We start from the raw sequence: 26,458 nt of genomic DNA on the forward strand, positions 1-26,458 counted from the left end.
TAGATTATTGTCCGACAAAAGCAGGCATCGACTGCGATGAGAAGTTGATTGTCTGGAGCATTCTCAGGAGCGCCGTTACCGTATCGAGCGATGTCATACATACAACACCGTTCTCTACTGCTTCACGGCGGATGCGGAAGCCGTCGCGCTCCGGCGTTTTGCCCTTGGTCAGGGTATTGAAGACGAAGTTGGCTTGACCGCCGCGGATCAGATCGAGGATAGTCGGTTCACCTTCATCCAGCTTGTTGACATTCATCACGTTCAGGCCCGCTTGTTCAAGCGCAAGCGCAGTGCCGCCGGTGGCAATGATTTTGTAGCCCATGGCGTGGAAGCCCTTCATCAATTCCACCGCTTCTGCCTTGTCTTTGTCCGCTACGGTAACGATGATGGCTCCGGTTGCCGGAATCTTCATGCCCGCTCCGATCAGCCCTTTATAAAGAGCTTTGGCATATAACTTGTCGCGGCCCATAACCTCTCCGGTCGATTTCATTTCAGGTCCGAGCGTAGGCTCTACTCTGCGCAGTTTGGCAAAAGAGAACACTGGTACTTTTACCGAAACATAATCGCTCTCCGGCCACAGGCCTTCTGTATAACCGTCCTCTTTCAGCTTGAAGCCGAGGATGATTTTGGTAGCCAGATGGGCCATCGGAATGCCGGTCACCTTGCTGAGGAAAGGAACCGTACGCGAGGAGCGCGGGTTAACCTCGATGACATACACTTCATTTTGATAGATCACGAACTGGATGTTTACCAGCCCGATGGTCTTCAGCTCTTTGGCGATCTTGATGGTAATTTCTGCAATCTTCTGCTTCAGGCCTTCATCCAGATACTGCGGCGGATAGACGGCGATGGAGTCGCCGGAGTGAATACCTGCGCGCTCTACATGCTCCATAATGCCCGGTATGACTACTGTCTCACCGTCGCAGATGGCATCTACCTCAACCTCTTTGCCGAGCATGTAACGGTCGATCAGCACCGGATGCTCCGGGTTGACCTTCACCGCTTCAACCATATAGCTCAGCAGCTCTGTATCGTTGTAGACAATCTCCATTGCACGGCCGCCCAGTACATAGGAAGGACGAACCAGGACCGGATAACCGAGCGATTGAGCAGTTTCGACAGCCTCATCAATGTTGATAACGGTCTTGCCCTTCGGTTGTGCAATATCCAGACGCGCCAGCAGTGCTTCGAATTTTTTGCGGTTCTCGGCTTCATCGATGCTCGCAAGGCTGGTGCCCAGAATATTTACACCCGCCGCAGCCAGCGGTGCTGCCAGGTTGATCGCTGTCTGTCCTCCGAACTGGACAATAACGCCGATTGGATTTTCCTGTGCAATCACGTTCATAACATCCTCAAAGAACAGCGGCTCAAAATACAGCCGGTCCGAGGTATTGAAATCCGTAGATACCGTTTCTGGATTGTTATTAATAATTACAGCTTCGTAGCCGGCTTTTTGAATCGCCCATACCGCATGTACCGTTGAGTAATCGAATTCGATACCCTGGCCGATCCGGATAGGACCGGAACCAAGCACAATGACCTTCTGCTTATCGGAATGAATAACCTCATTTTCTGTTTCGTAAGTCGAGTAGTAATATGGCGTTGAGGCTTCAAATTCGGCAGCGCAGGTATCGACCATTTTGAATACCGGAACCAGTCCTTGCTGAATACGCATCACACGGACTTCGGACTCTTTGGTCTGTTCAAGACCGGAACGTCCTTCCGCCCGGATCTCAGCAATGGCCCGGTCCGTGAAGCCTTTACGCTTGGCCTGATACAGTATTTCCGGCGACAGTGTTTCTTCGCTGCGGATCTCATCTTCAAAGTTCACGAGACCCTCGATCTTGGAGAGGAACCACCAGTCCACACTTGTGATGTCCTGAATCTCCTGCAAACCATAACCGCGGCGGAAGGCCTCAGCAATCAGGAACAGACGCTCATCATCCGGTTTGGCGAGCCTTGTGCGAAGCACGCTATCCTCCAGCAGCTCAGCACCCGGCAGGCGGAAACGGTGCACACCGATTTCCAGGGAACGGATTGCCTTGTGAATCGACTCTTCAAAGGTGCGGCCGATTGCCATCACCTCGCCGGTTGCCTTCATCTGTGTACCCAGTTTGCGGTTGGCATAGATGAACTTGTCAAACGGCCAGCGCGGAATTTTGCTCACGATATAGTCGAGTGTAGGCTCGAAGCAGGCATAGGTCTGGCCGGTAACCGGATTGACAATTTCATCGAGCGTGTAGCCTAGGGCGATTTTGGCTGCCATTTTGGCAATCGGGTAACCGGTCGCTTTGGACGCCAGTGCCGAGGAACGGCTGACACGCGGGTTCACTTCAATCACGTAATACTGGTAGCTCTGCGGATCGAGTGCGAACTGCACGTTGCAGCCGCCTTCGATGTTCAGCGCACGGATGATCTTCAGAGAAGCGCTGCGCAGCATCTGGTACTCACGGTCGGACAAGGTCTGGCTTGGCGCTACGACGATACTGTCGCCTGTATGCACGCCAACCGGATCAAAGTTCTCCATGTTGCACACCACGATACAGTTGTCGTTCGCGTCACGCATCACTTCATACTCTACTTCCTTCATACCGGCGATGCTCTTCTCCACCAGGCATTGGCCGATCGGGCTATAGCGGATCCCTGCCTTTACGGTCTCGCGCAGTTCTTCTTCGTTGTCACAAATCCCGCCGCCAGTTCCTCCCAGCGTATAAGCTGGACGAACAATCAACGGATAGCCGATGCCGGCTGCGAAGTCCATGGCTTCTTCCACAGTGGTAATAATAGAGCTTTCCGGTACCGGCTGCTCCAGCTCGCGCATCAGTTCACGGAACAAGTCGCGGTCTTCCGCCTTCTCGATGGATTCGAGCTGTGTGCCCAGCAGCTTCACGTTCTCCGTTTCCAGCACGCCAGCGCGTGCCAGTTCTACAGCCATATTCAGGCCGGTCTGTCCGCCAAGCGTAGGCAGCAGTCCATCCGGACGCTCCTGCCGGATAATTGCGGTAACGAATTCAAGGGTAATCGGCTCGATATATACTTTGTCAGCCATATTGGTGTCTGTCATGATCGTGGCCGGGTTGCTGTTGATCAGTACAACCTCTACGCCTTCTTCTTTAAGGGCCTGACAGGCCTGGGTTCCGGCATAGTCGAACTCAGCGGCCTGGCCGATGACGATTGGGCCGGAGCCAATCACGAGGATTTTTTTAAGCTTATCGTTCTTTGGCATGTTATAGAGCTCCTTTCACGGCTTCAAGCTGCGGTGTAATGTTCGGTGCCGTGATTCTGGCATTGGCTGCAAGCTGCGCCTGGCGCGAGCCTACCGGTCTCTGTGCCTTGTGATCGGCAATCATCTGCAGGAAACGGTCGAACAAATAGCTGCTGTCATGCGGTCCCGGCGCCGCTTCCGGATGATACTGCACCGAAAAAGCGGGGTAGCGGGTATGTTTGACTCCCTCGACGGTCTTATCATTATTGTTAATATGAGTCACTTCAAGCTCGGTTTTCAGCACGGATTCCTCATTTACCGTGTAGCCATGGTTCTGGGAGGTGATGAAACAGCGTCCGCTTTCGAGCTCTTTGACCGGATGGTTACCGCCGCGGTGGCCGAATTTAAGCTTCTCTGTATCCGCGCCGCAAGCCAGTGCGAACAATTGATGCCCCAGGCAGATCCCGAAGATTGGATATTCACCGAGCAGTTCGGAGATCGTCTGGACTGCGTAAGGCACATCTTTGGGGTCCCCAGGTCCGTTGGACAGCTGAATCCCGTCCGGATTCAATCTGCGGATCTCATCGGCAGTCACATCATGCGGTACTACAACCACATCACAGCCGCGGCTGTTCAGTTCGCGCAGAATACCGGTCTTCGCACCGTAGTCAACAAGCACGATCCGCTCCTTGTTGCCAGGGCTGCTGTAGGTCTTAGTGGTAGAAGTGCGTGCCACCTGGTTACGCAGTTCTTCAATAGTGGTGTCGCCCATCATTTCCATCAGCTCTTCCACGCGCTTATTAGAGGTGGTGAGAATCGCTTTCATGGTGCCGTAGTGGCGGATAATGCGGGTGAGCATCCGTGTATCGATTTCGCTGATTCCCGGAATGTCATATTCCTTCAGCAAGTCGTCTACACTATACTCAGCGCGCCAGTTGCTGGGAACTGTCTCATGGCGGCACACAACAAAGCCGTGTACGAATGGACGCACAGATTCAAAATCATCGCGGGTAATGCCGTAGTTTCCGATCAGCGGATAAGTCATAGTCACGATCTGGCCGCAGTAGGAAGGGTCTGACAGAACCTCCTGATAACCTGTAATCCCTGTGTTAAAAACAACCTCGCCCGTCTTTTCACCTTCCGCACCAAATGCGGTACCTGTGAACAGCGTTCCGTCCTGAAGCAGCAATCTCGCCTGCATTTCCTTCCACTCCTTCTTGTTTCTGTAGTCTGGTTCTTGTATCTTGCCTGGATTTCCGGAGCAAGCGCGCGAAAATGCCGCCGTATGTTAAATCCGCCCCCATACAGCCGGCAGCTTCGCTCTACCAGTCCGTCCGTTATTCTTCAGTCCATACGGCTGTGCCGTTTACCCATGTCTTAACCGGCCAGCCTTTAAGCTTCCATCCGGCAAAAGGAGTATTGCGCCCTTTGCTGGCAAACGAAGCGGGATTCACTTCTTTTTCTTCCGTAAGATCAATCAGTGTCAAATCTGCCGGTAAACCCACCGTCAGGCTGCCTGTATTCAGCCGGAATACCCGGGCCGGATCAGCCGTCATACGCCGTACCAGAAGCGACAGGTCCCATTTGCCGGTGGCTACAAAAGCCGTATAGAGCAGCGGGAACGCTGTCTCAAACCCGACGATGCCGAAAGGCGCAAGCTGCATGCCTTTAGCCTTTTCTTCTTCGCTGTGTGGCGCATGGTCGGTGACGATGATATCCAGCGTACCGTCCAGCAGACCGGCGATGCAGGCTTCCACATCACGGCGGGAGCGCAGCGGCGGGTTCATTTTCCAATTGGCATCCATGCCCGGAATATCTTCTTCTGAGAGCAGCAGATGATGCGGACATACCTCTGCAGTTACCTTAATGCCAATTTCTTTGGCCTGGCGGATGAGCCGGACAGATTGTTCTGTACTGACATGGCAGACATGGTAGTGTACTCCTGTTGCTTCAGCGAGCAGGATATCACGTCCGACGTGAATGGCCTCCGATTCATTCGGAATTCCTTTCAAACCGTGCTTATCGGCAAAAGTGCCTTCAGCTACCGCACAGCCTTCCACCAGCGAATTATCCTCACAGTGGGCAATAACCGGCATATCCAGCCCTGCCGCCATTTTCATCGCATCCTTCATCATCTGGGCGTTCTGAACGCCTACACCGTCATCCGTGAACCCAATCGCCCCAGCCTCTTTCAAGGCGGCAAAATCAGTCAGTTCGCGCCCAAGCTCATTTTTCGTAATCGCTGCATAAGGCAGCACCTTCACCAGTCCGGCTTCATCCGCTTTATCCTTCACGAACTTCACAACTTCAGGACTATCCGTTACAGGCCGGGTATTCGGCATACAAGCAATGGTGGTAAAACCGCCCTTGGCAGCCGAACGTGCCCCCGACTCAATAGTTTCCTTATGCTCAAAACCCGGCTCCCGCAGATGCACATGCATATCGATCAGCCCTGGAATCAGCAGCTTGCCTTCCGCTTCTATGATTTCCCCGGCTTCGTCCACGGCTTCGTTGTCGTTCTTGATCGCTGAGATGATTCCATCCTGCACTACGATATGTTTGCGCTCTAGCACGCCTTCCTCATTCAGTACACTGGCGTTCTTGATGATCACGGTTATGATTCTCCTTCTACCCGCAGGCGATCGGCCTCGAGCTCTGTGATTATTATATAATAAAAATTCATCTTTGTGTATATTTATTAATGAGATTATGTTAGGTTTTTTAGAGCATTGCTCTTTCCATCACTGCCATGCGTACAGGCACACCATTTGCCATCTGAGGGAAAATACGCGACTTGTCGCTCTCCACGACGGCATCGTCAATTTCAACGTTCCGGTTCACCGGTGCAGGGTGCATGATGATGCTACTCTTGTCCAGCTTCGCAGCGCGCTCTTCCGTAAGTCCGAACTGTTTCCGGTATTCCTCCGCCGATAGCAGGATACCCGAAGCATGGCGTTCCAGCTGTACACGCAGCATCATGACCACATCTGCTTTCAGTGCTTCTTCCATGGTTACATAAGGCGCGAACTCCGCAAGCTCGGGAGCCTTCATGTTATCCGGTGCACAGAACTGCACCTTGGCGCCCATCTTCGTCAGTCCCCATAGATTTGAGCGGGCCACCCGGCTATGCATAATATCCCCGATAATTGAAACTTTAAGGCCCTTTAACTCTCCAAAATTCTTGCTCATGGTGTACATATCCAGCAGTGCCTGTGTCGGATGCTCGTTATTGCCATCCCCCGCATTGATCAGCGGGACCGACACTTTTTCTGCCAGCTGCTGCAGCACCCCTGCGGGCTTCAAGCGTACAACTCCCGCATCAATCCCCATCGACTCCAGCGTGCGTACGGTGTCATAGATGGATTCGCCTTTTTCAACACTGGAAGCCGCAGCCGTGAAGTTGAGCACCTGAACGCCCAGGCGCTTCTCAGCCATTTCGAAGGAAAACCGGGTTCGCGTGCTGTTCTCAAAAAACATATTGGCTACAAAATGTGACCTCAGCACCGGTGTCAGCTTCTCGGCTTGATTGTCCCAGTACGCTGTTCTGTTCAAAAGCTGCATAATCTCCGTACGGTCCAGCTCCTTAATCCCCAGCAAACTGCGTTCCTTCACCTTGGTTGCGGTCATCATTGTTATCGTTCCTCCCGGTTGGAAATAATGTAAACCTCATCCTTGCCATCGAACTCGGTCAGCGCCACTTCGATCTGCTCATGTTTGGAGGTAGGTACGTTTTTGCCGATATAGTCCGGCCGGATCGGAAGCTCACGGTGTCCACGGTCTGCAAGTACCGCCAGTTGGATCATCCGGGGCCGTCCGCAATCCATCAGTGCGTCCATAGCAGCACGTATTGTGCGGCCTGTGTACAGAACATCATCGAACAATATCACTTTCTTGTCATGGATGCCGTTGGACCCGGCGGGGAAAGTCAGATTGCTGTTCACCACCGTACGGTCCATGGCTTCCCGGTCATCGCGGTAATGCGTGATGTCCAGCTCGCCATAAGGAATCTCGATCCCTTCAATCTCCTTAATGCGCTCCGCAATCCGCTGCGCCAGATACACTCCGCGAGTACGGATTCCCACCAGCAGGCAATTCTCAATACCCTTGTTCTTCTCCAAAATCTCATGAGCAATGCGTGACAACGCCCGGCGGATTGCCGTTTCGTCCATAATCACATTTTTCTCAGTAACCATCATCCCTGCCATCCTCCTGCTTGATCGCCTGTTCAAGTTCCGCGGATAACAAAAAACTCCTTGCCCGAAGCAGGCAAGGAGTGAAATCCGCAGATTCAAAAAGATGGCGTGTCCGCGCGTATATAAAGACCCTCCGTACACATACGGATTCCTCTCTACATGTCGCGAACCTCGATTCACGTTACCTTGCCAGCCTCACGGGACTGAATTAAAGGCGCATATTCAACTACAGGAATTATGACAGATGTTGCGGTGGGTGTCAAATAGGAGGAGGAACAAAAAAGACAGTTTGTTATGGTGACGGCCGCAACTGCGGGGAATGTTTGGACTTCCGGCCGCTGTTAGGTTTGGATTTTTTGATTTTGTTCCGCTGTCTGCGGTTAAAATCCAAACCTAAAGGCGGACGCTCCGCTCCTACAGAAATTTATTTAAAAAGGAATTTTTAATACTAACTAATAAAATCTCGGGTATCAGAACAATAAATATAAATGCTAGTATTATAAACGGCAATGAATTACTGAACATTATAGCTGCCTGTCCTTCTTTTGTGCGCTCTATAAGTAACCACCACAGAGGTACTGCTATAACCCACATTAAAATTGTTGATGTAATTAATTGGCGCAAGTTATCCCAGAGCAAACAAAAAAGAATCGTTACAATCATAGGAATTAACCAGGAATCTAGTATGTCTCTTAAGCATAGTAACCAAAATATTGTAAAAGGATAAAGAAGTGTAATTATTATTCGAAACATCTTAATGTTGTTGCGAAATCTCATTATCCATCACCACCTTATCAAGGAAGACACGATCCTGGTGAAACAATTAGGGTCTACAGATTGCTATATACTTTTGAGCGCTTTTTCTATTTTCTCTCCGTACTTTGTTTCGTTTAGCTTGGGTGTTCGAGTTTTTGAATCAACATGGCTGTAATAAAGAACTAAATACTTTCCAGATTGATAAACAATTGGTGCGTGGGAACTGAGAAGCTGAATGCTCTCTTCAAAGAACTTTTTTCCAATTTCTCGTTTTTCCTCCGACCCAAAATCGTAAACCCTTATGATTTCCTCGTTATTCAGTTTATAGCTAACAGGTTGAATACCATCAAGATTCTTGTCTCCAGGTGATTTAATTTGTGTAATGTTCTTTTCTAGGGACTTTATGGCTTCATTTGCGGAAGAATACTTTTGTTGAGAAGAACAAGCGATCAGAAATAATAAGCTAATTAACGTAACGAAAAAAAGTTTTTTCATGTAATAACCCTCCCTTTTTTTGTTAGCCTAGAATCAATAAAGCGTGAGTCGAAGTTTAAAGTTGGTTTCCTTTTGAAGGACATACGTTTGAAGAGATCGGTGATCTGCTCAGTCGCGCGCGTCAAACCATCGGCCTCTATTGGAAAGCCTACCAAATGCAGGTCTGTCCGGCCTGAAGTTGGACCATTCCCCGGGACAACAGTATGATTAATCATTCAATAATTATCCATTTTAACATATTTTCCACAACCTATTTACGAGTTCAGTTCCCCATAATTGGAAAACATACAACATGAAATAAAAAAACAGTGTTTGGTCCAACGACTAAAACACTGTTTTTTTTATTGTTCTAAGGAAGCTAAAAACGGCCATACCCATATAGTCAAAGCCAGCCAAATTTAAAGATCGTCGTCCAGAAATGTTCATCATATGCCTCATTAATCCGGATGTGGTGACGTTCTCCTTTTTATGTGGGATGACTCTCCACTTGTTAGTTTAGTTTATCCATAAAAAAAAGCCGCCGCAGATTTCTCTCCGCGGCAGCTTTTCAGGAACCAAATCTATTAAAATTCGAATTCAACGTCGCTAAGGCGTCTTTGAATTTCGGAAATGACACGTTTCTCTTCTTCTTCGCCTTTGGCGACGAAGGTTACAGAAAAGCGTACAAATGGGCCGGCATCATCCCAAGGCACAGTGGAGATCAGTTTCTCACGGATCAGGAACTGCGAGAAATCTTCGCCGGATTCAAAACGGCGTCCGCCTTTGATCCCTTTTGGAGCGGCCACATAAAGGAAGAAAGATCCTTTGGGCTTCTCTGCGGAGAAGCCAAGGCTATTCAGCGCGTCTACCAGCATATTATGGCGGCGGGAATACTTGGCGGCAATCGCTTCAGTAATCTCTGGATGAGCCAGACCATAGGCTGCTGCCTTTTGAATAGCGATGAATTGACCGGAGTCATTGTTGTCCTTCACATCACTGAACGCTTTGACTACCAGCGGATTACCGGCAACGAACCCGATTCTCCAGCCTGTCATGTTGTAGGACTTGGACAGGGAGTGAAGTTCTACACCGACATCCTTAGCGCCAGGTACAGACAAGAAGCTGAGCGGCTTCTTCCCGTCATAGGTCAAAGCAGAATACGGAGCATCGTGGATTACAACTACATCATATTTCTTCGCCCAGGCTACAACCTCGCTGAAGAATTCAGGAGTCGCACTAGCGCCCGTTGGATTATTAGGATAGTTCAGGTATAACAGCTTTGCCTTACGGGCGACATCCTCCGGAATGGAGTTCAGGTCCGGCAGGAAATGATTCTCCTTTTTGAGCTCCACCGTGAATACTTGCCCACCCAGATATTTGGTATGGGTACCCAGGACCGGATAGCCCGGAACCGTCATAATGGTAATGTCACCCGGGTTAATGAAGCAGGACGGCAGCATCGCCAGCGCCGGCTTCGAACCAATGGAATGGACAACCTCGGTTACAGGATCAATGCCGTCCACACGGAAAACTTCCTTAAGATAAGCTGCTGCTGCGGCCTTGAACTCAGGAATCCCGTTGTCTGAATACCCGCGGTTTTCTTCTTTGGCTGCTTCTTCAGCGAGTTTAGCAACAATGCCTTCATCCGCCATTTCATCCGGTTCACCGACACCCATATCAATCAGCTCAATATTTGGAAAATCCTGTTTCGCCGATGCTTTGGCGCGTTTGATTTTCTCGAATTTGTAGATGGCTGTATCTTTGCCATAGTTCGCGCCGCCGATACGGTCTGCAAAATTAGTCTGAATGAAGGTCTCCTGATATTGTTCAATACTCATAATTTACGTTTCATCTCCTGGCTAATTTTAAAATAAAAGCATTGGCTCTCTGTAAGGACAGTAAAACCGTGTCTGCTTGTTCCCATGACTTAAATATGACGTAAATCCGCCTTCAAAACCATGGATTTATAATCACTTGATTTGTACTTATCTGCTGCGCAGAGTAAATAGCACTTCTTCCATATCCGCCGGAATCGGCGCACTGTATTCCATATATTCACCAGTAGAAGGATGCACAAATCCCAGAACAGCGGCATGCAGGGCTTGTCCGTTCATGGTTGTTCCTTTGCTGCGTCCATAGATTGGATCTCCGACCAGAGGATGACCGATAAACTTCATATGCACCCGAATCTGATGCGTACGGCCAGTCTCCAGCTGCAGCTCCAGCAGAGTATAATCACCAAAACGCTCCAGAACGGTAAAATGAGTCACGGAACGTTTGCTGTTCTTCTCCGTTACAATATAGAGCTTGCGGTCATGCGGATCACGGCCAATGGGGGCATCAACCGTACCCTTGTCATGAGACAGATTTCCGTGCACTACAGCTATGTAGCGGCGGGTTACACTATGCTCCTTAAGCTGGGCTGCGAGCGAGGCGTGACTGGCATCATTTTTGGCAGCCATAATCAGTCCTGAGGTGTCCTTGTCGATACGATGCACAATACCCGGACGAATCTCGCCGTTAATGCCCGACAGATCCTTGCAGTGGTACATCAGCGCATTGACCAGGGTCCCGGAAGGATGACCCGCTGCCGGATGGACCACCATTCCGCGCGGTTTGTTCACTACGATAACATCGCTGTCTTCATACGCTACTTCAAGCGGAATATCTTCAGCAATCAGATCCGTAACCTCTGCTTCGGGTACAGTAACGCCAACCACATCCCCTTCGGTCAGCTTGTAATTCGCTTTGACCGGGGCACCGTTAACGGTTACATGTCCGCCGCTGATCCACAGCTGCACCTGTGAGCGGGAAACCTCTTCTTCCCAGGACTCCGTAATATATTTATCAATCCGTTCCCGGGCATTTGCTCCGGCAACAATCCATTCGGTGACGTCCTTATCTTCTTCGAAGGCGCCGGTTGCCGCCTGCTCATTGACGTCCTTATTCAAATCATTCATTCCCTTCCTTAACTTCCTTGGTTTCCTTCACTTCGGTGATTTCATCTCCGCTCTTCATATCACGCAGAGTATCCAGAATAATCAGCGCCACACCGACAACAATGCACGAGTCGGCTACGTTAAAGATTGGAAAGGTGTAGCTGCCGAAATTAAACATCAGGAAGTCAACAACCTCTCCGTTCAACAGCCGGTCCAAAAAATTGCCTACGGCTCCGCCAAGCACCAGTGCCAGTGCAGTGGGCAGCAGCTTCCGGGTCGCTCTGGCCTTGTTCAAATACCAGACGATTCCGGCAACCACTATAACGGTAATTAGAAAAAAGAACCATTGCTGTCCCTGAAGAATACCAAAAGCCGCTCCTTGATTGCGGTGGGAGGTAATGATGAAAAAATCCTTGATTACCGGGATCTGCTCCGCGAGCTCCATCCGGGTAGCAATTAAATACTTGGTACCCTGGTCCACCAAAAATACGATTAGCGCTATCAGATAGTACACCACAGAAGTTGTCACTCCGTTCTTATTTTCCCCGCTGAAAGCGGTACGAATACTGTATAAAGACTTGTATATTGTAGCACAGGCCTCAAGAAGCCGTCTATTGCAAGGACATAGCCACTCTCTCCAAACCGGGGAGGATTTGCCATCGCTAAAAAGCCGGCTCTCCGGTCAACCTATCCAAGAAGCATCCGAAACCGTTTGGAAATGTACGATGCTAAGGAAGCGACACGAAAGGAGCTAACACCCATGAGCCATCTGTCAGCAGAGCAGCTCTCAAAGCTGCGGGCTGCGGTCATTCAGCAGCGGGAAGATATCCAGCATAGACTAAAAAACAATGCGCATTACGGGCTGCAGGACTCCATGCGTGACATGACGGGAGACCTGACCGAGATCGACAACCACCCAGGCGATGCCGCTACGGAGCTGTATCACCGGTCCATGGATATTTCACTGCTGGAGCGTGATGAGCATGAACTTGATGACATCGCTGCCGCCCTGGCTGCCATGGATAAAGGAACATATGGAATCTGTGCAGTCTGCGGCGAAGCGATTCCTCTTGAACGTTTAGATGCCGTACCGCTTACCCGCTTCTGTAAAGAACATAATCCCCGCCAAAGCTCGCCCTTTACTAGGCCTGCAGAAGAGGAATTTCTATTCCCGCCGTTCGGGCGCACCAGTCTGGATGAACATGAGCAGAACGGATTCGACGGTGAAGATGCCTGGCAGATCGTGGAGAGCTGGGGCAGTTCCAATTCACCCGCCATGGCCGAAGGCAATGATATTTCCTCTTATAATGATATGGAGATTGAAGCTGACGAAACTGAGGGCTTCGTAGAGCCTTGGGAAAACTTTATCGCCACCGACATTGCCGGAAACCATACGATGGTTATTAAGGGATCAAGCTACCGCCATTATATGGACAGTGAAGAAGGAAGCTACCTGCTTGATCCTCAGGCCAAAAAGCAAAGGGAGTAGCCCGCGGGCTACTCTTTACTATTTTCAGATATGATCTTCCTTAGAAAGTCTTCAGCTCCAGCTGATGCTGGACGATCCGCACGATATCTGCAATGTAATCACCGATGATCGGCAGATTAAGTGCTCCAAGAACCTGAAGCACGTAAATAATGGTCGCTGCAAAAAAGGTAAAACCCAGCGCGATCCCCAGTCCCCGCGCTGTTCCCGACAATACATTCAGCCAAATCAGACGCCAGGGTGAATTCAGGAGCTGCGTGTACTCGGCAATCCTCGCTTTCTCCATTTGCTGGACCAATCCCGATGTCAGCCGGTAGATGGCATTCAGCTTTTCTTCCTGCGGAATGTCATATGGATTCTCCTTGATGCCGTTCGAACTTCTGCCAGCCCCTGATGTTCTGATGGAGATTCTTCCGGATCTCCCGAACCGGTGCTTGTCCCCTTCCCGTCCCTCCATGGCATTGACTCCTCCCTAGCGTCCTCCAGGGTCCACACAAACGAGCCCGGTCAAAAGAGAGCAGACTCTCCTTAAGTACCGGGCTCGTCATTTTGCTGCTAACCCCTAGAACCTTTTCCTTTGCCGCTAGTATATGCCAGTTGGGGACAGGTCATGCAGGGCTTTAGGCTTCGATGTGCATTCCGATCGATTTGCCGCCGGCATCTACAGTCTCAAAGGGTTGCTCTCCATCAAAATCAACCGTAGTTACAAGTACATTCTCACGAAGCACATGTTCAAATGCCAAGGCCGCAGCTTTGAGCTCGTCGTCTAACTTGAGTGTCAATGCGATCCGTTTATCGATTGGCAGATCCAGACGTTTACGGTAATCCTGAACCGCCCGCACAATCTCACGCACCCAGCCTTCCTGCACCAGTTCAGGCGTGATCTCTGTATTCAACGCTACAGTGAGACCGTACCCGGAAGCCGAGGCAAAGCCAGATTTGGCCTGTTTCTCTACAAGCAGCTCCTCAGCGGTGATCTGTAGTTCCTCCCCTTCCGGAGAGACGATGGCAATTACACCCTCCTGTACCGTTTTGCGGGTAGCTTCACTGTCCAGTGCCTTCAGGAAGCCCTGGAGGAAGCCGACATTTTTACCGTATTTTTTACCGGCTACCTTGAGGTTAAGCTTCAATGTAAAATCAACGAATCCGCTGTCGCTGCTCTCGACCACAATCTCTTTCACGTTGATCTCTTCTTTGATGATGTCTTCATAATCGGCTACGTGGAAACTGCGGTCGATGGATACAATCAGCTCGGATAACGGCTGACGTGTCTTGATGCCCGACTCATTACGGACATTGCGGGCCAGTTCAACGATTTGTCTTGCACTCTCCATATCCTGCTCCAGTTCAAGATCAATCAGACTCTCATCCGCCACCGGATAGTCAGCCAAATGCACGCTTTCGCCGCCACCCAGGTTCGTAAAGATATCCTCGGACAGCATTGGTGTAAAAGGTGCCATCAGTGTAGCTGTAGTCAGTAGGACATGCGTCAATGTGCGGTAGGCATCAAGCTTCTCTTCACCCAGGCCGCTGCCCCAGAAACGGTCACGGGAACGGCGGATATACCAATTGCTCAGCTCATCCACAAAATTCTCAACAGCCCTGGACGTATTGACAAAATCGTTAATAGCCAGGCCTTTGTCCACCACGAGAATCAGGCTGTTCAAGCGGGAGAGAATCCAGCGGTCCAGCTTATGCTCTGATACTTTGAACGGGTGATCTGCCGGATCGTAACCGTCAATGCCGGCATACAGCGTAAGGAATGCATGGGTATTGACCAGCGTATCCACAATTTTGGATTTGGTCTCACCCACCAAGCCGCGCGAGAAGCGTTTATTATTCCATGGCGCGCTGTCAGAGAGGATCGCCCAGCGGAATGCATCCGTGCCGTATTCGTTCATGATTTCCCAAGGGTCAATAACGTTGCCTTTGGATTTGGACATTTTTTGACCATTCTCATCGAAGATGTGGCCGTGGGCAATAACTGCCTTATACGGTGCTTTGCCCTTGAACAACGTCGACACGGCGAGCAAGCTGTAGAACCAGCCGCGTGTCTGGTCAATCCCTTCGCAGATCATGTCTGCCGGATACTGATCCTCGAACCTATCTTCATTCTCAAAAGGATAGTGGCTTTGGGCGAACGGCATCGAGCCGCTGTCAAACCATACGTCGATGACCTCGGGGGTCCGCACCATCTCTCCGCCTTCGCTGAACGGACTGCGCAGCTTGATGTTGTCTACGTAAGGCTTGTGCAGCTCGATATCTTCAGGCACCTCGCCTATCGCCATTGATCTCAGCTCAGCGATGCTGTGCGGCGCAAATTCCTTGCCTGTATCCTGGCAGACCCAGATATTCAGCGGAGTTCCCCAATAGCGGTTACGGCTGATGTTCCAATCCACCAGTTCCTCCAGGAATTTGCCGAAGCGGCCATCACGCACATGTTCCGGGTACCAATCCACACTGTTATTGTTCGCGATGAGCTGGTCCTTGATTGCAGTGGTTTGGATAAACCAGCTATCTGTTGCATAGTACAGCAGCGGAGTATCGCAACGCCAGCAGAACGGATAGCTGTGCTCGTATTTCTCTTTGCTGTACAGCAGCCCTCTCTCAGAGAGCACCTTCACGATATCCAGATCGCAATCCTTCACAAACCGTCCGGCAAAATCAGAAACCACATCGGTATATTTCCCGGATGTATCCACCACATTCACGAAGCTGATACCATTATCGCGGCAGCTCTTATAGTCATCTTCCCCATGCGCCGGAGCCATGTGTACGATCCCGGTACCACTGGAATCTGTAACGAAAGATGCGCCTACGATTACATTGTGTTTCTCCGCCTTGATGTATCCGAATGGCGGTGTATAGCTCTGTCCGATGAAATCTGTTCCCTTGTGTGTGGACAGGACCGTGTAATCACCTTTCAGTACTTCATCCACAAGATTCTTCGCCAGGATATATACGCCGTCTTCCTGCTGGGCACGTACATATTCCATATCCGGATTCATCGCCAGCGCCATATGTGCCGGAAGGGTCCAAGGTGTAGTCGTCCATGCTAATACATAGTCTCCGCTGCCCTCCAGCTTGAACTTAGCCGTTGCACTGAGATCTTTGACTGTCTTGTAGCCCTGTGCCACTTCATGCGAGCTTAGTGTCGTCTGACAGCTTGGGCAATACGGGCTTACGCGGTGTCCGCGGTACAGCAGCCCTTTCTCATGAACCGTAGCGAGGATGTTCCATACACTTTCAATGTACGTATTGTCCAAGGTTACATAAGGATTGTCGAGATCGGTCCAGTAACCGATGGCTTCCGTGAATTCGCGCCACTGCTTCTCGTATCCGAAGACACTTTCCTTGCACTCCTTGATAAACTTCTCCACACCATATTCTTCAATATCCTGCTTACCAGAGATACCCAGCTTCTTCTGTACGCCGAGTTCTACCGGCAGGCCATGAGTATCCCAGCCCGCCTTGCGCACCACCCGGTAGCCTTTCATTGTCTGGTAGCGGCCGACAAAGTCTTTGATAACCCGGCCCAGCACGTGCCCGATATGCGGCACACCGTTTGCCGTTGGCGGACCTTCATAGAATACATAATTCGGGTGGCCTTCACGGTTCTCCATAGATCTGCGGAACGTATTTTCGTCGCTCCATTTCTTCAAGATACGGACGTCTCTGGCCCGTGCTTTTTCTCTGACATCTACTTTTTGCATGATCGGTCAATCCTTCCGTGGTTTGGTCTTAAACCTTTTCGAATCTTTTCGATCCCTCCCAAACCCTCCCTTAGCCAAGGGAGGGCTCCAAGGGCTCCGCCCTCTGGACACCTGGAATATTGTCTATTTCCAGGGGAGAGGCGGGTTTTGATCTAATGTGGCTGTAGTGCCCGCTTGTCGCCGCAAGCGGCACGCTCTACCTGAGGCGTTCCGGCCTGCGAACCCGCAGGGCAGCTCTGGGCCGGGAGTTCTTGGCGTTCCGGCCTGCGAACCCGCAGGGCAGCTCTGGGCCGGGAGTTCTTGGCGTTCCGGCCCGCGAACCCGTAGGGCAGCGCTGGGCCGGGAGTTCTTGGCGTTCCGGCCCGCGAACCCGCAGGGCAGCTCTGGGCCGGGAGTTCTTGGCGTTCCGGCCTGCGAACCCGTAGGGCAGCTCTGGGCCGGGAGCCTTGGCGGCGTGGGGCGAAGCCCGCCGCGCTTGTTTGGCTCTTCGCCCTGGTCGCATGTAAGGCCCTGCAGGCGTCCCCGCATGGGGAGCCTAAGAAGGGCCGTTCCCCCGCCGAACAAATCCTTTCCCTTCCGCGGACGTCCATCTTTACTCGATAATCCCTTGTTGCGGGTGTCCAGAGGGCGGCCAGCCCTTGGGGTCCCCCTTGGAAGGGGGATTTAGGGGGATGTAAACATAAATAAAGCGTCGACTCGCCCCAAAGGGGCGAGACGACGCTCGCGATACCACCCTAATTCTGCGCCTCATGCACATCCTTAAGGGGAGTGTATTCATCACAATCTCAGTTCTGCGTAAAGATAGCCACGCAGGTCCGGGATAACGTCCGGCAGACGGCTTAAGCTTACACACGTGGTTAACGCTTCAGCTTAGCTTCTAGGGGAAGATCTTCCGAGCAAGGCATGAACATCGGCTTACAGCAATCGCCGACTCTCTGGAGAACGTTACCTTATCGTACTTGTCCCGTCATCGAATAGATATGAACAGATTACAGATATGTTCTAGTTATAGACGTTTTAAGTGAAAATGTCAATCTTGAAGAGAACCGTCTGTTATTCAGAGCGTATTCTCACTCACTTCACGACTTTCCAGGGCATTCCAGTCATCTGTGGACAGCAGCTCCAGCTGAGCTTCGAGCAGTGTCCGGAACCGGGTACGGTAGATCGAGGCCTGCTTGCGCAGTTCTTCAGTCTCGATCGCTACCTTGCGGGATTTGGACAGTGCTTCGTTGATAATCCGGTCGGCGTTTTTCTCTGCTTCCTTGATAATCAGCTGTGATTCCTTCTTGGAGTTGTTCTTCACATCATCTGCAGCTTCCTGAGCAACGAGAATGGTTTTGGACAAACTCTCTTCAATATTCACAAAATGATCAAGCCGCTCCTGAATGGACAACAGCTGATTGTGCAGCTCTTTGTTCTCACGGATGACGCTCTCATAATCCTTGATCACCTGATCCAGAAATTCGTTGACCTCGTCCTCATCATAACCGCGGATTCTCCGGGAGAATTCCTTGTTATGTATATCGAGCGGTGTTAATGGCATGCTGTGCACCTCCTAGAAATTTCGGACCTCTTGTGCCCCTGAACCTTAATTTGTCCGAAGACAAAGAGGAAAGACTGTATTCAAGTGGGAACGGTTTCGCTGGCCTTTAAAAAGCTTATGCTCCCGAAGCAGCGATACGATGTATCGCTTTCAGGTATCCGTATCTGCGAGAACTATATGTTCGGGCATAGGATATTACTATATGTCCTTATATAGTTCAAGTATTCGCGGATCGCCGAATTTCATCCGGTACCCGCGGTTACAGTCCGCCTCTTCTACAAGTATCGGCGTCCAGCTTGCAAAATGTTTGTCTCCCTATAGAGATATTCAATTTCGACAAGCCGTGCCGGATTCCTGCATGAAATTCAGACAAATTTGCCAACCTGCACCCGGTAACGGCCTTTTTTGGTCAGACTCCCGATTTCCAGAACCTTGAAGCGTCCAAAACCCTGAATCGAGACCATATCACCGTCCTTAAGCCCGCAGGAAGGATCTTCCTCTACCTTCCAGTTGACACGGACGCGGCCTGCTTTGATGGGAGCAAGAATTTTGCTCCGGCTAAGCCGGGTCACATCTGCAGCAATACCGTCTAGCCGTAGCGAAGCTACCGTAAGCTCCAGTTTCTCCAGCTTAACACTGCTACTTCGCAGACTGGACAACGGTAAAATCTCTGTACTGACATTGATCCGGTGCACACCGATCAGATTCATCGCTAAATAATTGGCAATATCCTCAGCGACGACTACATGGCAACCATCCGGAAGCACATGAATATCGCCAATTTTGCCTCTTTTGATTCCCAGGCCAAGGATTGCCCCCATATAGTCGCCATGTTCCAATTCGAGGAATTTCTGTTCTCCCGAGGAAATCGCGAGCACCCTCAGCTCCATATCCTCTTCCTCAAGGTCCCGGTAATCGGGAGCCACCAAGGCACGCTTCCGTTCAGCTTCCTCGGTTCCCCCCTCCCACCTTACGGCTACATCGGGATGACGGTTCACAAGTGTCTGCAGAATAAAACCTTGGCGGGGATCTAAAAATTCAGTCAGCTTGGTTTCGTGGTATTCTCCTGCAGAGGTAACCCATTCCCAGGCCTTGTCCACAAATTGTCGTTCATCAGGGTGGAAATGTCCGTAAATTTCATTCTTCATCGCAGCAGCCTAAAATACATATGCCACAATGTACTGCAATCCGGTTTTCGCAAATTCCAGCACGAACAGTGCAATAATCGGGGAGATATCAATTGTGCCGAACAACGCCGGGATAAACCGGCGGAACGGTGACAGATACGGTTCCACCAGCTTGCCAAGCAGTTCTCCGATGAAGCTGTCCCGTACATTCGGCAACCAGGACATGAGGACGTAGAAAATGATCATTACAAAGTAGATGTTGTATAGAATATCAATAATTAGATTGATTTGGGACAAAGCCCGTTCACCTCATTCTGTTGTAGTCTTGATCCTCACCCAGAATCTCCGAAATGGAGCCTTGAATTTCAACAGTATCCGGGGTGCACATGAATATATTGCCCCCAATTTTGGAGATTCCTCCACCCAGGGCATAAACAGTTCCACTGAGAAAATCAATGATCCGCATCGCCTGGTCATTTCTTACACGCTGCAGATTGATTACCACCGTGCGGTGGGCCCGGAGATGGTCAGCAATTTCCTGAGCTTCTTCATAAGAGCGGGGCTCATACAGCACGACTTTTACATTCTTTTGGGAATGAATACTGACGACGTTCGCCCGCTGATTTTTGCGGGTTTCTACAGGGGCGGGCTCGTACTCATCTTCATCGCGAGATATTTGCTCCCGCTCTACAATCTCCTCTTCCTCCTGCAAGCCCAAAAAACTCATAAAACGGTTCATCACGCCCATCATTCTCCCTCCTCATGACCTACTAATACCGTTCCCAGGCGCACCCGGGTGGCTCCTTCCTCTATCGCCACTTCAAAATCATTCGACATTCCCATGGACAGCTCTTGTATAGGCTCAGGTGTCAAAGCGAGCAGATTCAGCTCATCACGGAGTTCTCTAAGTCCGCGGAAGACAGGACGAGTCTGCTCCGGTTCCGCTTCATAAGGCGCCATAGTCATCAGTCCGATGACCTTTACGCGGTGCAGAGCAGCAATATCACGCAGAAAACCTGGCACCTCCTCAGGAGCAATACCAAATTTGGTGTCCTCTCCTGAGATGTTCACCTGCAGAAAGACATTGACGGTAATTCCTGCCGCTTCAGCCTTTTTGTGCAGTTCCCGCGCCAATGTCAGGCGGTCGAGCGAGTGTATATATTGAAATTTACCGATAACATCCTTAACTTTATTGGTCTGCAAATGTCCGATGAAATGCCAGGTTCCCTTATGCCCCAGGGCGTTCCATTTCGGTTCGGCGTCCTGCCAGCGGGACTCGGCGATATCTTCAAGGCCTGCATCCAGCACAGCGGATACCGTTTCCAGAGACACATATTTCGTCACTGCGATAACCTTGACGTCCGCCACATCCCGGCCACTTGCCGCACAGGCCCGTGCTACACGTTCCTCTACCCCGGCTATTCTTTCCTGCAGTGTCAACGTTCAGCTCTCCTTTATTCCGATCCAGCTCGTCATTCTTCCTGTAACTCCGTTTTCCTTCCGGTATGAAAAGAACAGATCCTGATTACAGCTTGTACACCATGATGTACATTCGATATGAGTCGGCAATATTCCTGCTTTAATCATAATGCGTCGATTCATTTCTTTCAAGTTCAGCATACTTTTACGGCTATCCGCTTCCGATGTTCTGTACAGGTCCTGCCGAGCAACGGAAGGTGTCACGGGCTTCAGTCCCCCCTCAAGACGGTGGATATGATCCATTACATAATCATCCACTTCATAGCAGCAGTCGCCAATGGAAGGACCAATTCCGGCAAGAATATCCTCTGCCTGGCTGCCATACACTTCCTTCATACGGGCCACCATTGCGGCTGCAATCTCCGCTACAGTCCCTTTCCAGCCTGCATGTGCGAGTCCTACTACTTGCTTGTGAGGATCATAGAAATAAAGGGGAACACAATCAGCATAAAATGAAGTCAACAGCACACCTGGCACATTAGTAAGCAAACCATCCGTTGCCTGAAAAGCCGATGTTCTGTCCAGACTGCCCCGGCCGCGGTCTTCCTCTCTGACCACTGCTATATCTTTTCCATGAGTTTGCTCTCCGCAGGTCCAATCCTGAAGGGTAAACCCGAGGCTCTCGGCAAGAATTTTACGGTTCCCGAGCACATCCCCCGGTTCATCCCCAACATGAAAGGCACAATTAAAGCTGTCATAAGGCTCCTTGCCTATACCACCCTGTCTCCCTGTGAAGCCTGCCGTAATTTCAGCGTGCACCGCATACCAAGGTTCCAGATGAAGCAGCATAGGTGTGCCGCCTTTTTGAATAAACGGTTCCATATCTTCACCTCCGCCTAAGTGTACCACATGTGCCCTCACAGAGTGGGGTCAAACTGCTGGCTAAACAGCTTTGGCAATCCCCTACTTCATACATCCCCAAAATAAACATGTAGAAACGGATTTGGCTTCTTTTTTTAGAACATGCAGTTTAAAACGCACCCAGTCAATAAGTGCGCCGATCGGTGCGGTCTCCCCGTTCCAGATACATGGTCTCCCGCTCTTCCTGATTTTGCGGCATCCGGATTTCCTCCATCTTGACGAGGACGACATCAGCGCCGATCTTCACGATATTCCGCCAGGGAATGATCAGATCCGTACCTCCTCCAAAGAGGCCCATAAAACGTGTATACCCCGGGATAATGATCGCGTCAATCACGCCGCGGCGAAGATCCAGCTCCAGATCACTAATCTGCCCCAGCCGCTTTCCGTCTACAATATTAATCACATCCTTCGTCTGAAAATCGGAGATTTTCATTTTCTTGCTGCTGCCTAACGAATCGTCGTTCACTTCCTCACCCCTGTACATTCAGACGTATAGTCCAATATATGCCCGGTGGGCTTGGCAACATGCTAATGATTGATTAGCAATAGTGCTATCCAACATAAAAAGGATGCTCCGGGAGCGCTTTTCACGCTTCCAGACCACCCCAGTGACAATCCTGTTATGTGTGTTTATGACTTAACATGCTTTTGCATCTGCTGTATGGCCGACTTTTCAAGCCGGGAAACCTGCGCCTGTGAAATACCGATTTCGTCCGCAACCTCCATTTGGGTTTTGCCTTCAAAAAAACGCATCGACAGAATCCGCTTCTCCCGCTGCCCCAGCCTCTGCATCGCTTCACGGAGCGCAATTTCTTCGATCCACGACACATCCTTATTCTTGTCATCGCTGATCTGATCCATTACATAAATGGGATCTCCGCCGTCATGGTAAATAGGTTCGAACAAAGAGACCGGGTCCTGAATAGCATCAAGAGCAAATACCACATCTTCTTTGGGAACCCCAAGTGCCTCGGAGATTTCAAAAATCGTCGGTTCCCTTGAATTCTGATTGGTCAGACTGTCACGCACCTGTAATGCTTTGTAGGCAATGTCCCTCAAGGAGCGCGATACCCGTATCGGGTTGTTGTCACGCAAATACCTGCGGATTTCACCAATGATCATCGGTACCGCGTAGGTGGAGAACTTTACATTTTGCGATAAATCAAAATTATCGATGGCTTTCATCAGCCCGATGCAGCCTACCTGGAACAGATCATCAACGAACTCTCCCCGGTTGTTGAACCTTTGAATCACACTAAGCACAAGTCTAAGGTTACCGTTTACCAATTTCTCTCTGGCGGATCGCTCGCCCTGTTGCTGCAGCGAAGTGAACAATTCCCGCATTTCCACATTCGTTAGAACGGGCAGTTTGGCGGTGTCCACACCGCAAATCTCGACTTTATTTCGGGTCATGATGATTTACCTCCCAAGGAGAAACATTACTGTACATTATCTCCCCGGTCGGGCATTTTATTCCTTGGCCTCTTCACCTTACACCATCTTGTTGAACTCTTTGCGCAGCCGCTTGATAATTCTTTTTTCCAGTCGTGAAATGTAAGATTGGGAGATTCCCAACAGATCGGCAACATCCTTTTGCGTTTTTTCTTCCCCGCCGCGCAGCCCGAAACGCAGCTCCATGATCAGTCTTTCCCGCTCACTGAGCTTTTCCAGCGCCTTCTGCAGCAGCTTGCGGTCCACCTGCTCTTCAATATTACGGTAGATGGTGTCATTCTCTGTGCCTAGCACATCCGAGAGCAGCAGCTCGTTGCCATCCCAGTCGATATTCAGCGGTTCATCAAAAGAAACCTCGCTCCGGGTTTTGCTGTTGCGCCGTAAATACATCAGAATCTCATTTTCAATACAGCGCGAGGCGTAGGTAGCCAGTTTGATTTTTTTCTCCGGATCAAAGGTGTTAACAGCCTTGATCAAGCCAATCGCCCCGATGGATACGAGATCCTCAATGTTGATGCCGGTGTTCTCGAATTTGCGGGCAATATAGACTACCAGCCGCAGGTTGCGTTCAATCAGCATGGCTCGTACTGCCGCGTCACCGCTTGAGAGCCGCTGCAGCAGAAACTCCTCTTCCTCTCTCGTGAGCGGTGGGGGCAATGCCTCGCTTCCACCGATATAATAGATTTCCTGACTTTTCAGCCCCAGCAGAAAAAGCATGCGGTAATATTGAAGCTGCAGCACAATCTTCCATTTAACCATTATTGTTCCTCCTTCAAGAAGTACACCATTGCCCTGAGGTAGTTATTTGTCCCCTGACCCTTCCGCCACATCTGTTCCAACACGACGGAGTTGTTGCACACAAACTCTGTTCGAGCTCAGGAAGGCACCGCCGCCTTTGCAGGGGACTCTCTTTGGGTCAGGTCAGGATGTATGACCGCCCGGTACGCACCGTCTCCCGACAGTATTCCGCCATCCAGCCCGATGAGGACCCTTTTGCTAAAAAAAGTCTCCTCCCCAAGCTTTATCGTCACCAGATCCGGCTTCAACGCAAGCATAAATGATGCTCCGCGGTTGATTCCCCTATAGGGCACAAGCCGCAATCTGTCCTGCCAGGCAAAGGACTGCCCGTCCGCTTCCAGAAGAAGCTGGTCGGCACTAATCTGGGTAAGCCTTCCTTTCCAGGAGGCCGGAAGATGACCCTCCCACAGTGAAGCCTCCATCACCATCACTGGTATCCGGGTCAATGGATCGTTCAGACGGTTCCCGGTGTCCAGCAGGCCTGGACATGACACGCTCACCCCTTCGATCTCTACGCAAACTTCACCTATATAAGTCTCTAGCTGCTCTCTCCGGGTTCGGGAGGAATGGATCATCTTGAAGAGAAACAGCACCACAGGTAAAAGCGCAAGCACGAACCAAAACCCGATTTTCAGCCGGTAAGCTTGGCCGCCCGAGGAGGTGAATAGAATCCCGTTCCAGATGTCGCCCGAGCTCTGCAGCAAATAGTGAACGCCGACAATCCCCCCGGCAGCTGCAAAATTAATGATATAGAATGCCCCTAACGCCCGAAGGTAGCTTTGCAGACTTGTGAAACCAAAAGCAATCCACAACATCACTACCGACAATCCAAACTTGATGATAAAGGTGTACAGGAACGAGAGCTCCGGCACAAACATCATCACCACATACAGTGCGCCAACCAGCGCCGAACTAATGAGCCGCCACCAAGAGACCTTCTGCTTGACCAGCCAGCCTGTCAGCCACAACAAAATACCATCGATCAGTAAATTGGCGGTGAAAATCAAGTCAATATAAACAACCAGCGGATTCACCTGCCTGTAAGGTGGTATCTATCCGAAAGACCAAGGTTCCGGCTCTCTATTTGGACGATAAGATTAGTATAGAAAGACTCCCATCCAAAGTCTGTCTAAACTTGGGGGGCAAACCTGAGGTTTTTTTGTCGGTTTATAGCGTCATGCCAGTTATATGCTACCTTAACTGTAATAAGCGACTCATTCGCAAAGTCCGACTACTGGAAGCAGCGTAAACAGCTAAGGTATATAGGGAGCTAATGGCCCGCGTTCACTAACTTATCCCTAAACCAAGTAGAAAACGGATACCATCCATTTAAGGACGGTATCCGTTTCAGCGAGAAATAGCGCGAAGCATATAAATTCTTAATATTTGTACAAAGCCAGCCTTTGTAAGGCTGACTTCGGTTAAGTATACTGGTTTTCATTAGATAGATTGTATTTCTTCTTCTGTCAGACCCGTAGCAGCCTGTATGGATGAGAGGTCCAGCCCCATAGCCAGCAGGTTCTTTGCTACTTCGAGTTTGCCTTCCTTCAAACCTTCTTTCTTGCCTTCTTTCTTGCCTTCCTTCTTGCCTTCCTTGATCCCTTCTTTGATCCCTTCTTTAATCCCTTCCTTGATCCCTTCTTGTTTTCCCTCTTGCATTCCTTTAGCAAAGCCTTCTCTTTGAGCACCGTCTCTTTGCGAGGCTTCATCATGCAAAAACTTCTGACGGTCTTCATATTTACGCCGGGCTTCAGAATCCTGACTTAAAAATTCCAATGTTTCCATTGCCTTTCTCAAAGCTGGTTCATTCATCCGCAGTACCTCCCAATTCGAATTGTCGCTCCCTTTCAAAAAAAGCAGCCAATTGACCAAACCGCTCTCACCCGGAACCGCCGGCTGATTCAGCTTAGGGAGCTCCAGGAAATGAATCTCTATGTCATCTGTCAGTCGTGAACCGCTGATGTCCTCCCGTAGATGAAAGACACTGTGAGTGTGTTCATTAGGTAATACCTTATAATTCAAGATATTAATCGTTACGCATTTTTTGAGGTCTGTGTACCTGCCGCCAGTCTGCAACTGGCCGGAGTAGCGTTTGCTCCAGTAATATAAGGTCCGCTTCTCCATATCATATCTGTTGAACAGCTGCATTTCGATATTGATCAGCTTTCCGTCCTCCGTCTTTGCCCAGATATCAAAGATCGACTGCTTATCCAGCGGGTCATCTTTGTCTGTATACGGGTTTAGAAGCACCACCTCGTTCAAGGGAGCGTCTCCGGCATCCATAAGAATACGGTTCAAAAACGCCAGCAACACATCCTTGTTACTCTCGCTTGCAAAAATTCTTTTGAATACAAAATCCACCCGGGGGTCCAGCAATTCCATTATATCCACTCCCGTTATTCGTATTATATCAGCTTAAAAAACAAAAA

General features: G+C 50.2%; 23 protein-coding genes and 1 other annotated feature. Of the genes, 1 reads left to right on the forward strand and 22 read right to left on the reverse strand.

The genetic code is table 11. The features are described from left to right. Positions 1-4: 4 nt before the first annotated feature. The 9 genes from carB to lspA form a co-directional block, all read right to left on the reverse strand. A complete protein-coding gene (gene carB, locus A3844_RS04435) occupies positions 5-3,226 on the reverse strand; it encodes a carbamoyl-phosphate synthase large subunit (protein ID WP_074106729.1) in 3,222 nt (1,073 codons plus the stop codon). Between the two features lies 1 nt (position 3,227). Continuing rightward, positions 3,228-4,406: a glutamine-hydrolyzing carbamoyl-phosphate synthase small subunit gene (gene carA / locus A3844_RS04440; RefSeq protein ID WP_074106730.1), complete on the reverse strand. Its 1,179-nt coding sequence runs from the start codon at positions 4,404-4,406 to the stop codon at positions 3,228-3,230. A 136-nt stretch (positions 4,407-4,542) separates the two neighbouring features. After that, positions 4,543-5,823 (reverse strand): dihydroorotase, encoded by a 1,281-nt coding sequence (locus A3844_RS04445; protein WP_074106731.1) that lies wholly within the window; start codon positions 5,821-5,823, stop codon positions 4,543-4,545. A gap of 103 nt (positions 5,824-5,926) precedes the next feature. Continuing rightward, positions 5,927-6,835: an aspartate carbamoyltransferase catalytic subunit gene (locus A3844_RS04450; protein WP_074103270.1), complete on the reverse strand. Its 909-nt coding sequence runs from the start codon at positions 6,833-6,835 to the stop codon at positions 5,927-5,929. Positions 6,836-6,837: 2 nt separating this feature from the next. Next, entirely contained in the window at positions 6,838-7,398 is a 561-nt protein-coding gene (pyrR, locus tag A3844_RS04455) for a bifunctional pyr operon transcriptional regulator/uracil phosphoribosyltransferase PyrR (protein ID WP_074085749.1), read from the reverse strand. Positions 7,399-8,238: 840 nt separating this feature from the next. After that, positions 8,239-8,649, reverse strand: coding sequence for a hypothetical protein (locus tag A3844_RS04465; RefSeq protein WP_074106733.1), 411 nt, complete (start codon positions 8,647-8,649; stop codon positions 8,239-8,241). A gap of 563 nt (positions 8,650-9,212) precedes the next feature. After that, positions 9,213-10,466 carry an LL-diaminopimelate aminotransferase gene (locus A3844_RS04475; protein ID WP_074106735.1) on the reverse strand — a complete coding sequence of 418 codons (1,254 nt, stop codon included), beginning with the start codon at positions 10,464-10,466 and terminating at the stop codon, positions 9,213-9,215. Between the two features lie 147 nt (positions 10,467-10,613). Beyond that, the gene (locus tag A3844_RS04480) at positions 10,614-11,588 is read right to left on the reverse strand and encodes an RluA family pseudouridine synthase (protein ID WP_074106736.1); all 975 of its coding nucleotides are present in this window, start codon (positions 11,586-11,588) and stop codon (positions 10,614-10,616) included. Further along, positions 11,581-12,084 carry a signal peptidase II gene (gene lspA / locus A3844_RS04485; protein ID WP_074085635.1) on the reverse strand — a complete coding sequence of 168 codons (504 nt, stop codon included), beginning with the start codon at positions 12,082-12,084 and terminating at the stop codon, positions 11,581-11,583. The genes A3844_RS04480 and lspA overlap by 8 nt, the downstream gene beginning before the upstream one ends. 243 nt (positions 12,085-12,327) lie before the next feature. Here lspA and A3844_RS04490 point away from each other — a divergent pair, with 243 nt between their 5' ends. Beyond that, positions 12,328-13,056 carry a TraR/DksA C4-type zinc finger protein gene (locus A3844_RS04490; RefSeq protein ID WP_074085636.1) on the forward strand — a complete coding sequence of 243 codons (729 nt, stop codon included), beginning with the start codon at positions 12,328-12,330 and terminating at the stop codon, positions 13,054-13,056. Positions 13,057-13,096: 40 nt separating this feature from the next. On the opposite strand, the gene A3844_RS04495 is transcribed toward A3844_RS04490, so the two are convergent. The 13 genes from A3844_RS04495 to A3844_RS04555 all read right to left on the reverse strand — a co-directional run bounded on the left by A3844_RS04495 (position 13,097) and on the right by A3844_RS04555 (position 26,411). Beyond that, complete coding sequence (locus tag A3844_RS04495; RefSeq protein ID WP_244169679.1) at positions 13,097-13,510, reverse strand: DUF5665 domain-containing protein; 414 nt, start codon at positions 13,508-13,510, stop codon at positions 13,097-13,099. A gap of 163 nt (positions 13,511-13,673) precedes the next feature. Continuing rightward, positions 13,674-16,766, reverse strand: coding sequence for an isoleucine--tRNA ligase (ileS, locus tag A3844_RS04500; protein ID WP_074106737.1), 3,093 nt, complete (start codon positions 16,764-16,766; stop codon positions 13,674-13,676). 702 nt (positions 16,767-17,468) lie between these two features. Beyond that, positions 17,469-17,746, reverse strand: a binding site (T-box leader). A 77-nt stretch (positions 17,747-17,823) separates the two neighbouring features. After that, the gene (locus tag A3844_RS04505) at positions 17,824-18,309 is read right to left on the reverse strand and encodes a DivIVA domain-containing protein (RefSeq protein ID WP_074085638.1); all 486 of its coding nucleotides are present in this window, start codon (positions 18,307-18,309) and stop codon (positions 17,824-17,826) included. A gap of 365 nt (positions 18,310-18,674) precedes the next feature. Continuing rightward, on the reverse strand, positions 18,675-19,457 hold the full coding sequence (locus A3844_RS04510) for a YlmH family RNA-binding protein (RefSeq protein ID WP_074085639.1): 783 nt from the start codon (positions 19,455-19,457) through the stop codon (positions 18,675-18,677). 9 nt (positions 19,458-19,466) lie between these two features. Continuing rightward, a complete protein-coding gene (locus tag A3844_RS04515) occupies positions 19,467-19,733 on the reverse strand; it encodes a YggT family protein (protein ID WP_074085640.1) in 267 nt (88 codons plus the stop codon). Between the two features lie 7 nt (positions 19,734-19,740). Next, entirely contained in the window at positions 19,741-20,184 is a 444-nt protein-coding gene (locus tag A3844_RS04520) for a cell division protein SepF (RefSeq protein ID WP_074085641.1), read from the reverse strand. Next, complete coding sequence (locus tag A3844_RS04525) at positions 20,184-20,876, reverse strand: YggS family pyridoxal phosphate-dependent enzyme (RefSeq protein WP_074106738.1); 693 nt, start codon at positions 20,874-20,876, stop codon at positions 20,184-20,186. Before A3844_RS04525 ends, A3844_RS04520 begins: the two co-directional genes overlap by 1 nt. 3 nt (positions 20,877-20,879) lie before the next feature. Further along, entirely contained in the window at positions 20,880-21,737 is an 858-nt protein-coding gene (pgeF, locus tag A3844_RS04530; protein WP_074106739.1) for a peptidoglycan editing factor PgeF, read from the reverse strand. Between the two features lie 163 nt (positions 21,738-21,900). Continuing rightward, positions 21,901-22,212 (reverse strand): YlmC/YmxH family sporulation protein, encoded by a 312-nt coding sequence (locus tag A3844_RS04535; RefSeq protein WP_074103318.1) that lies wholly within the window; start codon positions 22,210-22,212, stop codon positions 21,901-21,903. A 197-nt stretch (positions 22,213-22,409) separates the two neighbouring features. Next, complete coding sequence (sigG, locus tag A3844_RS04540) at positions 22,410-23,192, reverse strand: RNA polymerase sporulation sigma factor SigG (protein WP_019909334.1); 783 nt, start codon at positions 23,190-23,192, stop codon at positions 22,410-22,412. Positions 23,193-23,270: 78 nt separating this feature from the next. Continuing rightward, positions 23,271-23,993: an RNA polymerase sporulation sigma factor SigE gene (gene sigE, locus A3844_RS04545; protein WP_074085644.1), complete on the reverse strand. Its 723-nt coding sequence runs from the start codon at positions 23,991-23,993 to the stop codon at positions 23,271-23,273. Positions 23,994-24,106: 113 nt separating this feature from the next. Further along, positions 24,107-25,063, reverse strand: a complete 957-nt coding sequence (gene spoIIGA, locus A3844_RS04550) for a sigma-E processing peptidase SpoIIGA (RefSeq protein ID WP_208619394.1) — start codon at positions 25,061-25,063, stop codon at positions 24,107-24,109. A gap of 406 nt (positions 25,064-25,469) precedes the next feature. Then, positions 25,470-26,411: an Rpn family recombination-promoting nuclease/putative transposase gene (locus A3844_RS04555; protein ID WP_074103278.1), complete on the reverse strand. Its 942-nt coding sequence runs from the start codon at positions 26,409-26,411 to the stop codon at positions 25,470-25,472. Between the last annotated feature and the right edge of the window lie 47 nt (positions 26,412-26,458).

The organism is Paenibacillus helianthi (genome assembly GCF_001909055.1).
Taxonomy (GTDB): domain Bacteria; phylum Bacillota; class Bacilli; order Paenibacillales; family Paenibacillaceae; genus Paenibacillus_AQ; species Paenibacillus_AQ helianthi.

Excerpts from the sequence above, each read along its gene's own strand:
- ileS (WP_074106737.1), bottom strand. The coding sequence starts at position 16,766 with ATGCAAAAAGTAGATGTCAGAGAAAAAGCACGGGCCAGAGACGTCCGT.
- pyrR (WP_074085749.1), bottom strand. The coding sequence starts at position 7,398 with ATGGTTACTGAGAAAAATGTGATTATGGACGAAACGGCAATCCGCCGG.
- A3844_RS04450 (WP_074103270.1), bottom strand. The coding sequence starts at position 6,835 with ATGATGACCGCAACCAAGGTGAAGGAACGCAGTTTGCTGGGGATTAAG.
- A3844_RS04475 (WP_074106735.1), bottom strand. The coding sequence starts at position 10,466 with ATGAGTATTGAACAATATCAGGAGACCTTCATTCAGACTAATTTTGCA.
- A3844_RS04535 (WP_074103318.1), bottom strand. The coding sequence starts at position 22,212 with ATGAAAATCTCCGATTTTCAGACGAAGGATGTGATTAATATTGTAGAC.
- carA (WP_074106730.1), bottom strand. The coding sequence starts at position 4,406 with ATGCAGGCGAGATTGCTGCTTCAGGACGGAACGCTGTTCACAGGTACC.
- A3844_RS04490 (WP_074085636.1), top strand. The coding sequence starts at position 12,328 with ATGAGCCATCTGTCAGCAGAGCAGCTCTCAAAGCTGCGGGCTGCGGTC.
- A3844_RS04465 (WP_074106733.1), bottom strand. The coding sequence starts at position 8,649 with ATGAAAAAACTTTTTTTCGTTACGTTAATTAGCTTATTATTTCTGATC.
- A3844_RS04555 (WP_074103278.1), bottom strand. The coding sequence starts at position 26,411 with ATGGAATTGCTGGACCCCCGGGTGGATTTTGTATTCAAAAGAATTTTT.
- A3844_RS04510 (WP_074085639.1), bottom strand. The coding sequence starts at position 19,457 with ATGAAGAATGAAATTTACGGACATTTCCACCCTGATGAACGACAATTT.
- carB (WP_074106729.1), bottom strand. The coding sequence starts at position 3,226 with ATGCCAAAGAACGATAAGCTTAAAAAAATCCTCGTGATTGGCTCCGGC.
- A3844_RS04480 (WP_074106736.1), bottom strand. The coding sequence starts at position 11,588 with ATGAATGATTTGAATAAGGACGTCAATGAGCAGGCGGCAACCGGCGCC.
- A3844_RS04505 (WP_074085638.1), bottom strand. The coding sequence starts at position 18,309 with ATGCCATTAACACCGCTCGATATACATAACAAGGAATTCTCCCGGAGA.
- pgeF (WP_074106739.1), bottom strand. The coding sequence starts at position 21,737 with ATGGAACCGTTTATTCAAAAAGGCGGCACACCTATGCTGCTTCATCTG.
- sigG (WP_019909334.1), bottom strand. The coding sequence starts at position 23,192 with ATGACCCGAAATAAAGTCGAGATTTGCGGTGTGGACACCGCCAAACTG.
- A3844_RS04520 (WP_074085641.1), bottom strand. The coding sequence starts at position 20,184 with ATGGGCGTGATGAACCGTTTTATGAGTTTTTTGGGCTTGCAGGAGGAA.
- A3844_RS04495 (WP_244169679.1), bottom strand. The coding sequence starts at position 13,510 with ATGGAGGGACGGGAAGGGGACAAGCACCGGTTCGGGAGATCCGGAAGA.